The sequence below is a fragment of the Micromonospora echinofusca genome (assembly GCF_017614955.1).
In the GTDB taxonomy this organism is placed as follows: domain Bacteria; phylum Actinomycetota; class Actinomycetes; order Mycobacteriales; family Micromonosporaceae; genus Micromonospora; species Micromonospora echinofusca_A.
The window spans coordinates 1-10,361 of the sequence record NZ_WVUH01000262.1 but is presented as its reverse complement, the minus strand read 5'-3'; the positions used below and the strand labels follow the sequence as shown (position 1 = coordinate 10,361).

General features: G+C 73.4%; 9 protein-coding genes and 1 pseudogene. 7 read left to right on the top strand and 3 right to left on the bottom strand.

Features of this window, described 5'->3' with window-relative positions; genetic code table 11:
* Both GSF22_RS24455 and GSF22_RS24450 read right to left on the bottom strand, forming a co-directional pair.
* Nucleotides 1–454 (bottom strand): annotated as a pseudogene (locus GSF22_RS24455) (hypothetical protein); the annotation flags it as partial.
* Nucleotides 455–508: 54 nt separating this feature from the next.
* Nucleotides 509–793, bottom strand: a complete 285-nt coding sequence (locus GSF22_RS24450) for a DUF427 domain-containing protein (protein ID WP_208816078.1) — start codon at nucleotides 791–793, stop codon at nucleotides 509–511.
* 109 nt (nucleotides 794–902) lie between these two features.
* On the opposite strand from GSF22_RS24450, the gene GSF22_RS24445 reads away from it, so the two are divergent.
* From GSF22_RS24445 to GSF22_RS24435, 3 genes are all read left to right on the top strand, one after another.
* Nucleotides 903–1,754: a maleylpyruvate isomerase family mycothiol-dependent enzyme gene (locus GSF22_RS24445; protein WP_307804283.1), complete on the top strand. Its 852-nt coding sequence runs from the start codon at nucleotides 903–905 to the stop codon at nucleotides 1,752–1,754.
* A gap of 151 nt (nucleotides 1,755–1,905) precedes the next feature.
* The gene (locus GSF22_RS24440) at nucleotides 1,906–3,294 is read left to right on the top strand and encodes an FAD-binding oxidoreductase (RefSeq protein ID WP_244454035.1); all 1,389 of its coding nucleotides are present in this window, start codon (nucleotides 1,906–1,908) and stop codon (nucleotides 3,292–3,294) included.
* Nucleotides 3,291–4,622 (top strand): class I SAM-dependent methyltransferase, encoded by a 1,332-nt coding sequence (locus GSF22_RS24435; protein WP_208816075.1) that lies wholly within the window; start codon nucleotides 3,291–3,293, stop codon nucleotides 4,620–4,622. Before GSF22_RS24440 ends, GSF22_RS24435 begins: the two co-directional genes overlap by 4 nt.
* A gap of 22 nt (nucleotides 4,623–4,644) precedes the next feature.
* On the opposite strand, the gene GSF22_RS24430 is transcribed toward GSF22_RS24435, so the two are convergent.
* Entirely contained in the window at nucleotides 4,645–5,241 is a 597-nt protein-coding gene (locus tag GSF22_RS24430; protein WP_208816074.1) for a hypothetical protein, read from the bottom strand.
* 156 nt (nucleotides 5,242–5,397) lie between these two features.
* Between GSF22_RS24430 and GSF22_RS24425 the strand changes: the two genes are divergently transcribed.
* The 4 genes from GSF22_RS24425 (at nucleotide 5,398) to GSF22_RS24410 (ending at nucleotide 10,016) form a co-directional block, all read left to right on the top strand.
* Nucleotides 5,398–5,631 carry a zinc-ribbon domain-containing protein gene (locus GSF22_RS24425; protein ID WP_208816073.1) on the top strand — a complete coding sequence of 78 codons (234 nt, stop codon included), beginning with the start codon at nucleotides 5,398–5,400 and terminating at the stop codon, nucleotides 5,629–5,631.
* Nucleotides 5,632–5,976: 345 nt separating this feature from the next.
* Entirely contained in the window at nucleotides 5,977–7,269 is a 1,293-nt protein-coding gene (locus tag GSF22_RS24420; RefSeq protein ID WP_208816072.1) for a hypothetical protein, read from the top strand.
* Nucleotides 7,270–7,362: 93 nt separating this feature from the next.
* Entirely contained in the window at nucleotides 7,363–8,514 is a 1,152-nt protein-coding gene (locus GSF22_RS24415) for a hypothetical protein (RefSeq protein ID WP_208816071.1), read from the top strand.
* Entirely contained in the window at nucleotides 8,511–10,016 is a 1,506-nt protein-coding gene (locus GSF22_RS24410) for a hypothetical protein (protein ID WP_208816070.1), read from the top strand. The genes GSF22_RS24415 and GSF22_RS24410 overlap by 4 nt, the downstream gene beginning before the upstream one ends.
* Nucleotides 10,017–10,361: the final 345 nt, after the last annotated feature.

The window sequence follows — 10,361 nt, the reverse complement described above, 5'->3', positions numbered from 1 at the left end:
ACCACTGCTGGGTGGGTGCCCCGGTACAGGGCACCACCAGCGCGTCCGCCCCCTCCGGGTCGGTGTCCGCGCGTACGTCGAGACAGAGCGGGGTGGCGACGGACCGTACCGGTCGGGGGCCGGCGGGTGGCGCGGCGCTCGTCGGTGGCACGGACGGGGTCGCCTCGATCGCGGTGGGTTCTGCGTCGGCGGTCGGCTCCGCCGGGCTGGCCGCCTCCGTCGGCGGGGCGTCGGCCGTCGCCGGGGCGGCAGCCGGAACCTTCCCGGCCGGCGCGTCCCCACCGGCGAGGACGCCGCTGGCGAAGAGCACCCCCAGGAGTACGCCGAGCGCGCCCACCCCGAGCGCGCCGGCCAGCAGCCGGTCCTGTGGTAGCCGTGCGCGTACCCGGGACGGGCCGGAGGCGCCGTAGACGGTGCCCCCGGTCCGGTCGGGTCCTGAGCCCTCACTCGTCATGCCGGCATCCTGACCGAAGCCGGACCCCGACGGCCAGCCGGGGTCCGGGGAGATTCAGTCGACCACCCGGACGTCCTTCCAGAAGGCGACCCGGTCCCGGATCTCGGCAGCCGCCGGCTTCGGGTCGGAGTAGTACCAGACGGCGTCGGCGCTGTGCCGGCCGTCGTGCTCCAGGCTGTAGTAGGAGGCGGTGCCCTTCCACGGGCACACGGTGTGGGTGTCCGACTCGCGGATCACGTCGGAGCGCAGTGCCGAGCGGGGGAAGTAGTGGTTGCCCTCCACCACCACCGTGTCACTGCTCTCGGCGATCACCAGGTCGTTCCAGATGGCTTTCGGCATTCTGCCAGCGTATTCCGGACCGGCCGGTACACCAGGTACCGTCACTCGCGTCGGTCGATGTCCGGCGCGGCCGGTGGTCCGGTCGGCGCCCGCCCCCGGGAGGACAGACGTGACGGCGACCATCACCGGTGCCCAGTGGACCGCGGTGCGGACGGCCCTGGAGGAAACCGGGGACCGCTTCGGTGAGCTGGTGCTCTCGGTACCCGCTGACGCCATGGCGACCCGGCACTGGACGGTCGCCGAGCTGGCCGCGCACGTCGGTTCGGTCGGCTGGCTCTACGCGCACCGGCTCCGCCCCGAGCTGGCGCCACTGCCGGTACCCGCCCTCGACGACCATCTGCTGGGTACCACCGTGGACACCATCGCCGACGTGAACGAGCTGGTCCTGCGGCACCTGACCGACCGGGATCCCGCCGCGCTGGTGGACCGGCTCACCGCCGACATCGGGACGATCCTCGACGCCAGCGCCGGGCGGGACCCGGAGGAGCTGTGGCCGTGGCTCGGGGACGCCCGGCTCCCGCTCGCCGGGGTGCTCGCCCACCTGCTCAACGAGCTGCTGCTGCACGGCTGGGACATCGGCCGGGCCCGCCGGGTGCCCTGGACGATCCCGCCGGAGCACTCCGCGCTCTTCTTCGAGCTGTTCATCGTCGGGATGGTCCGGCACGGGTACGGGCGGCTGATGGACGCCGACCGGCCACCGCCGGCACGCCGGATCGTGGTGCGCTTCCAGTCGGCGTACACCGAGCCGGTGACCTTCGTCCTGGCCGACGGGTTGGTGACGGTCGGTGACCCGGCCGAGCGGGTCGACGTCCAGGTTACCTTCGAGCCTCCGGCGTTGAGCCTGATGCTGTTCGGCCGGTTGGGCCGGGCCCGCGCCGCGCTCTCCGGCCGGGTCAGGCTCCGGGGGCCCCGGCCGTGGCTGCTCGCCCCGTTCATGCGGGTGCTCCGCGCACCGACCTGAGTCGACCGCACCGACCTGAGTCGACCGCGCGTCCGACCGGATCCGGGTCGGCCCGACCTGAGCCGACCCTGCGTCCGACCGGATGACGACCGGAAACGTGTCGAGGCTGACCGGTGACGGTCTGGTCGCCTACAGTGATCCAGTGAGCTCGTTGCGGGTCGAGCAACCGCGTGACCACGACCGCGCGGTCGCTGTGCTACGGGAGTCCTACGCCGCCGTTCCGCCCGGTGTGCCGGTACGCCTGGCGAAACGTACCTCCAACCTGTTCCGGCCGAGGACCGCCACCGGGTCACCGGGGCTCGACGTGAGCGGGCTCGACGGGGTGCTCGGGGTGGACCCGACCACCCGCACCGCCGAGGTGCAGGGCATGTGCACGTACGAGCGGCTGGTCGACGCGACCCTGCCGCACGGGCTGATGCCACTTGTCGTACCGCAGCTACGGACGATCACGCTGGGTGGCGCGGTCACCGGGCTGGGTATCGAGTCGACGTCGTTCCACAACGGGCTGCCGCACGAGTCGGTCGTCGAGATGGACGTGCTCACCGGCGACGGGCGGATCGTCACCGCCCGCCCCGACGGCGAGCACGCCGACCTGTTCACCGCGTTCCCCAACTCGATGGGCAGTCTCGGGTACGCCACCCGGCTGCGCATCGAACTCCAGCCGATCGGCCGGTACGTGGCCCTGCGCAACGTCCGGTTCACCGACCTGGACGCCCTGGTCACGGCGATCGGCGAGGTGATGGACACCGGACGGTACGCGGGCCGCCGGGTCGACGCGATGGACGGCGTCATGTTCGCCACCGACGAGAGCTACCTGATCCTCGGCACCTTCACCGACACCGCGTCCCGGGTCGGCGACTACACCGGTCAGGCCATCTACTACCGGTCGGTACGGGAGCGCACCGAGGATGCTCTCACCGCGTACCACTACCTGTGGCGCTGGGACACCGACTGGTTCTGGTGCTCCCGTGCCTTCGGCGCCCAGCATCCGGTGCTCCGTCGGCTCTGGCCGGCCCGCTACCGGCGCAGCGACGTCTACCACCGGCTGGTCAACCTGGAGCACCGCTACGGGATGGCGGCCCGGGTGGACCGCTGGCGCGGTCGCCCACCACGGGAGCGGGTGGTGCAGGACGTGGAGATCCCGCTCGACGGTACCGCCGGGTTCCTCCGGTGGTTCGCCCGGAACGTGCCGATGACCCCGGTCTGGCTCTGCCCGCTGCGGCTGCGGGAACCGACCGGGCCGGGCTCCGCGACGGTCTGGCCGCTCTACCCGATGCGCCCCGACGAGGCGTACGTCAACGTCGGGTTCTGGGGCACCGTGCCGGTCGCGGCGGGGGCCGCCGACGGGGACGTCAACCGGGCCGTCGAGTGGGCGGTGTCCGAGGCGGGTGGGCACAAGTCGCTCTACTCGGACGCCTACTACGACCGGGCGACCTTCGACCGGCTCTACGGCGGCGCGACGTACCGCGCCGTGAAGGGGCGCTACGACCCCGACCACCGGCTGACCGGGCTCTACGAGAAGGCGGTAGGACGACAATGAGTGTGACGGACCGGGAGCCGCAACAGGCGGAACTGCCGCCCGCCGGCCGGCGGGGCGGGCCCACCGTGGCGGACGTCTTCCGTGCGGTCACCGACGGTGACCTGCCGGTGCGGGTCACCGGGTACGACGGCAGCGCGATCGGCCCGGCCGACGCCGGGATCGGCCTGCACGTCGCCACCGTGCGGGGGCTGTCCTACCTGCTCACCGCCCCCGGTGACCTGGGCATGGCGCGGGCCTACGTCAGCGGCGACCTGGTCCTGCGGGGGGTGCACCCCGGCGACCCGTACGAGGCGCTACGGGTACTCAAGGACGGGCTGCGGCTGCGGCTGCCGGCGGTCGGTGAGGCGCTGGCCATGGCCCGGGGGCTCGGCTGGAACCGGCTGCGGCCACCGCCGCCCCCGCCCCAGGAGGCGGTGCCGCGCTGGCGGCGGGTGGTGTCCGGGCTGACCCACTCGCGGGTCCGGGACCGCACCGCTATCCAGCACCACTACGACGTCTCCAACGCCTTCTACGAGTTGGTGCTCGGTCCGTCGATGACCTACACCTGCGCGGTGTACCGGGACCCGGGGGACACCCTGGAGCAGGCCCAGGCGGCCAAGTACGACCTGGTCGCCGGGAAGCTGGGCCTGACCGCCGGGATGCGGCTGCTGGACGTGGGCTGCGGCTGGGGCGGCATGGTCCGGCACGCGGCCCGGGAGTACGGCGTCAGGGCCCTCGGGGTGACCCTGTCCCGCGCCCAGGCCGAGTGGGCGCAGGCCGCCATCGAGCGGGAGGGGCTCGGCGAGCTGGCCGAGGTCCGGCACATGGACTACCGGGACGCCCCGACCCGGCACTTCGACGCGGTCAGCTCGATCGGGCTCACCGAACACATCGGAGTGGCCAACTACCCGGCGTACTTCGCCGCGCTGCGGGACCGGTTGCGCCCCGGTGGGCGGCTGCTCAACCACTGCATCACCCGGGCGGACAACCGGATGCCGAACCGGCCGGGGCTGTTCATCGAACGGTACGTCTTCCCGGACGGGGAACTGGCCGGGCCGGGGCGGGTGATCAGCGAGGTGCACGACGCCGGGCTGGAGGTGCAGCACGAGGAGAACCTGCGCCGGCACTACGCGTACACCCTCGCCGCCTGGTGCGACAACCTGGTCCGGCACTGGGACGCCTGCGTCGCGGAGGTCGGCCCGGGTACCGCCCGGGTGTGGGGGCTCTACATGGCCGGCTCCCGGTTGTCGTTCGAACGTAACGGCATCCAGTTGCACCAGGTGCTGGCCACCCGGACCGGTCCGGACGGGGACGCCGGTTTCCCGTTGCGCCCCGACTGGACACCGTGACCGGCCCGGGTGCCGGATGCGGTCAGAGCTGCGGCGCGACGTGTCGGGCCAGTTCGGTGAGCTTGGCCTGCGGGATGACCGACGGGCCGCTGAGGATGAACAGCCGCAGGTCGTCGCCGTGCGGGACGGTGACGGCGAGGACCCGTACCCCGTCGCTGACGTAGGTGACCGCGCCGGCCCCGACCCCACGGACCGGTCTGGTGGTCGCGCCGCTGTTGTCGGCGATCCGGTCCAGGGTGGCGGACACCGTGTCGGCCTGGTTGGCCAGCGTGGAGGTGACCAGGCTGAGGGCCTCCCGACCGTCGCTGCCGTAGCGGCAACTGTGCTTCGGGCTGGTCCCGGAATCCTGCACCGGTTCCTCCTGCGCGGTCAGCCGGGTGCCTTCGCCGGCGCCGAGCACCCGGACCACGGTCTCGGTGGGCAGCAGGGCGCAGGCCGAGGTGATCCGGGTGAGCCGGACCGGAGCGTCGACCGGCGTCACCCCGGTGGTGACCGAGGGGCCGACCCACCGGTTGCCCGGGACTGTGCCGCTGGTGCCACCGCAGCCGGCCACGGTCAGCGCGGCGACGGCGGCCACGCAGATCCCGGTGACGGTCTGGACGGTGCGGATCTCGACCACGGACACTCCTCGGCTGCGGTGTGGAGCGCCTTGGGCACTCCAACTGGTTACTCCCGACCAGACGGCGTCAATAGGGCCGAAAGTGTTACCCGGGTCGAAAGTGGTACCGGCGGGATGCGAGGTGCAGGACGCGGCCGGGCTGGGTATGTCCGGGCGATGTTCTTCATCTTCGGGCTCCGTACCGGCGTCCACCGGCTCGGCGTGGTCCATCTCGTTTGCCGCAACTGCGGTAACACCGCAGCCCAGGTCGTCACCCGGCGGACCACCCGGTTCAGCCTGTTCTTCGTGCCGCTGTTCCCGGTACGGACCCGGTACGGCATGCAGTGTTCGTTCTGCGGTGCGGCGTACGACCTGCCGAAGGGCGAGGCGGTCCGCCTCGCCGGGCAGTGACCGGGATGGCCCGCTTCCTCTGCTGGCTGATCGGCCTGCGGCCGGCCGTACCGGTGGCGGTGCCGGGGTCCGCCCGGGTGCCGGTCCCGGCCGGGCCGCCCCCGCCGGTGGCGCCCCCGGTCCCGGGTCGGTCCTGTGTCCCCGGCCGGGGGTCGCTGACCCGTCGGTCGGCGGGCGGTACCTCCCGGGCGGGAAAGCGCCCGGCCGGCCGCCGATGAGGCGGTGCCGGTGGAAAGCATCGCGGAATGATTAACCTCTGACATTTTCCTTCGCAGCGCGTTGACGCGCGCGGTGGGTGCCGGTGAGGGTGAACGCATCGACCTTCATCCACCCCAGGAGGACCGTATGAGGTCACGGGCCCTGCTCGTCACCGCGTTGGCCGTCACCCTCGCCGGTACGGCCGTGCCAGCCGCCCACGCGCAGCCGGCCGCTCCGGCGCCCGGGGCCGCGACGTCCGCGCAGCCGGCCCGGCCGCCGGTACCGCCCTCGGCCGGCCCGGACCGGGAGGAACCGACCGCCCCCTCCGAACTGGTCGACCCGACCGGGGTCTCCGCCGCCGCCACGAAACTCACCGCCGCCAACTTCCGGCTCCGGGCCACCTCGTACTCGTCGCTCATCGACGACCTGGACGCCGCGCTGCCGAACGTCAGCGTCCCCACCGTGGTCGCCGACGGCAACCGCGCGGCCACCCCCTGCGCGCCCGCCGCCGCCAACCGGGTCGCCGCGTTCTGCTGGAACAGCGGCGACAACACCGTGCCGTACTGGATCCCGCAGGGGATCACCACCAGCGCCGACGCCTACGACGCGGGGAACTACGAGGGCGCGGTGGCGATCCTGGTCAGCTGGTACGACGACGGCTCTGACGGGATCGACCGGGGAATCCGGGTCTCGTTCGTCGACTGGTCCACCCCGTCCGCCCCGACCTACCGGCACGTGCTGCTGGTCGAGCCGTACACCCGCAGCGACGGGAAGGTCTCCTACCGCCCGGTCAACCTGCACGCCGGTGGGATCGTCTGGTACGGCCACCTCCTGTACGTCGCCTCCACCCACGCCGGGTTCCGGGTCTTCGACCTGCGGCACCTGTGGCAGGTCAGCAGCACCGACAGCGCCGCGATCGGGTTGCAGTCCGACGGCTCCTACCAGGCGTACGGCTACAAGTACGTGCTGCCGCAGGCGTTCTCGTACGCCCGCTCCACCGCCGGCGGTTACGCCGACCTGCGCTTCTCGTTCGTCGGGCTGGACCGGACCAGCGCCCCGGACAGCATCGTGGTCGGCGAGTACGCCTACCCCGGCACGGGTACCCGGCTGGTGCGTTTCCCGATCGACTACACCGACCGGATGCTCCGCGAGGACGCCGACGGGTACGTGCGCGGCACCGAGGCGTACGACGTGTCGGTGACCAGCATGCAGGGCGCCACCGCGATCAACGGGAAGTTCTACCTGTCCACCAGCGACGGCGACACCAACCGGGGTGACCTGGCCACCTTCCGGCCCGGTGGCGCGGTGACCATGCACACCGACAGCCTGCCGATCGGTCCGGAGGACCTGTCCTACTGGGCGTCCCGGGACCAGCTCTGGTCCGCCACCGAGTACGCCGGCAGCCGCTCGGTCTTCGCGGTCCGCGCCTCCGCGTACTGAGCACCGGCGCCGGTGGTCCACCCCGCCACGGGGCGGACCACCGGCGGCCCGGATGGCGCGGGTTGTCCCGGGTCGGGACTATCGTGGCCTCCCATGACCAGTACCGCGCAGCGGCTCGACCGGATCCGGGGCCCGGTGCCCGCCCGGCGGCACAACGCCCGGACGATCGCCGCCCTCACCGGCAATCCGGGCTGTACCCGACGGGCCGTGCTGGACAGCGCCGGGGTGGACAAGTCGGCGCTGGCGAAACGGATCGGCTTCCCGGCCCGCTACGGCCAGTCCCGGTTCGCCATCACCCGGGGCAACGCGTTCGAGGCGCAGGTCAAGGCGGACGGCGGCGCGGAACTGCTGCGGCTGGTCGCCGAGCGGCTCGGGCTGCCGGTACCGGAGGCGACCTGGACCGACCTGGGTGCCGGGGCACCCGACGACGCCAACGCCAGCCGGCACGAGCGGTCCCGGGACCTGCTGGTCGCCGCCACCCCGACCGACGCGGACGGTACCGGGGCCCTCTTCGACCACCCGTTGCTCAGTCTCGACGTGGCAGGTCAACGTGTCTACCTGGAGCCGGACCTGGTGGCCGCCCGGCTCGGCGGACGGTTCCACGTCGTGGAGATCAAGTCGTTCGCGGTGATCGACGGGCAGGCCGAGCCGGCCAAGGTGGCCGCCGCCGCGATCCAGTCCGCCGTCTACGTACTTGCCCTGCGGGACCTGCTGGCCGCCGCCGGGCGGGACCCGGAACTGGTCTCCTCGGACGTGGTGCTGGTCTGCCCGAGGGACTTCGCCAACCAGCCGGTCGCCAGCGTGCTCGACGTACGCCGGCAACTGCTGGTGCTGCGCCGGCAGCTCAGCCGGATGGCCCGGGTCACGGACCTGCTGGCCGGGGTACCGGACGACTTCACCGCCGATCCGGAGGCCGACCCGGCCGACCTCGTCGCCGCGCTGGGCCAGGTCACCGCGCACTACGCCCCGGAGTGTCTGGCCGCCTGCGAACTGGCCTTCTTCTGCCGGCACGAGGCCCGGGACCGGTCCGCCGCGCTGGGCCGGCCGGTCCGGGAGGCGCTCGGCGGGGTGGCGGGCGTACCCGAGGTGCTGGCCCTGGCCCGGGCCGAGGTGACCCCGGCCCCCGAGCAGGTGGAGGCCGCCGCGCTGCTGCGTGCCGCCGCCCGCCTGCGGGCCGAGGCGCTGACCCTGACCGGCACGCCCGGCACCGCCCTGTACCCGGCCGGTGCCGGAGGCCGGACGTGAGTACGCTGCGGGCGCTGGCCCGCGCCGAGGCGGTGGCCGCCGGGGTGGCGCAGCCGGTCGCGACGGTCCGGCACCTGCACCTGTCGGAGCGTCCACTGGTGCTGGTGCCGCTGATCCTGGCCGGGGAGGCCAACGCCCCGCTCGCCGTACTGGTCGGCGACGATCCGGACCGGCCCACGCTGCTGGTGGTGCCCCAACCGCGCAACCGGGACCAGCGCTTCGCCTTCGCCGCCGACCTCGCCGCAGTCGTACTGCCCTACCTGGACGGGCACCGGGGGGTCGTCGAGGCGGTCCCCGCCGACCGGGGCCGCGAGGTGCGCCACCGCTACGTCGACGCCCCGCAGGTGCTGGTGCCGAACCCGGGTGGGCTCGACTTCGTCCGGCTGCTGGGCCGGTCCACCCGGTTCCGCCGGACCGACGGCGAGTACCCGGTGCACCCGTCCGTGCCGTTGCTGGGCCGCTGGTTGACCTTCCTCGCCGAGCGGGCCGAGTACCCCGGGTCGTCGCTGCTGCTGGCCATGACGGACGCGTTGGGTCTGCACTGGGCCACCGGGCAGAGCGCGCTGGAGGACCAGCACCTGCCGGCGCTGCTCGGCTGGATCGCGCCGCCGCCGGGGACGACCGGCGCGCAGGCGGCGGCCCAGGCGGAGGACCCGGCGCAGCATCCGCCGGCCGGTCCGGCCACCGACCCCGAGTTCGACAACGGGGTACTCGGACCGGCGGTCGACGCCTGGCAGGCGGCGCAGGACGACCCGGTGGCGCGCCGGACGGCGTACGCCACCCTGGAGGCCGCGCTGCACGGGCAGCTCGTGCCGACCTGGGCGCTGATGTGGCGCGGGGTGGCGCTGCTGCGGGCGCTGCCACCGGGGGCGCGGGTGGCCGGGCGGTGGGCCGCCGACCGGGACGCCTTCACCGGGTACGCCGAACACGTCGACGCGGGTGGCCAGCCGCAGCCGCGCCGCGACTCGGCGGTGGCCGCCGCGCAGCGGTTGCACCGGTTGGAACGGGCTCTGACCTCGTACGCCGTGCAGCGCGCCTACGACGACCCGCTGGTGCTGGCCGATCACCGGCTGACCGGGGAGGCATTCGCCGGTGAGGTGACCCTGGCCGATCCGACCCGGATCGACGACAGCGGCAAGCGGCCGGTGCTGCGCCCCCGGATCATGCTGGTGACCACGGATCCGGTGCTGGTGAAACCGGGTACCGCGCTCTACTCGCCGACCCGGCCGGCGCAGAAGGCCCGGGTGGTCTTCGTGACCCGGTCCGACGTCCCCGAGCGGCGGAATCAGGGTGACGCCGCCGGACGGACCGAGGTGGTGCTGGAACTCTCCGGCGGGATGGGCCGGAGCATGACACCACCGCCGGGCAGTGTGCCCGAGGTGGGGGAGCGGCTGACCTACACCACCCTCTCCGACGCGTTCCTGCCCGCCGGGGCGTTCCCGGCGCCGGAGGAGACCCCGTGGACGCACGGCGGCCCGCCGGTGGACGTCGCCCCGGACTGACGTCCCGGGCGGCCCGCCGGTGGACGTCGTCCCGGACCGACGTCCCGGGCGGCCCGCCGGGGGTAGCGGCTGCGCAGCGCGCCGGTGGGGATCCGCGCACCGCGCCGACGGTCCCGGCTGGCCAGCCGACCTCCTCTGCTCTGCTTCCCTCCTTTGCTCTGCTTCAGCATCGGCAACACTTTCCCGGTCCAGCTGTTGCCTCCGCTGAAGCAGAGCAAAGGGCGCGCGGGGGTGTATCGCCCCCCGGACGGAGGAGGGTCGACAGAAACATCCCATTCACCATCTTGAAACTTAACCGGTTCAGGTGTTGAGTAGGGGCAGTCCCGCCCCCACGGGGCCGTACCC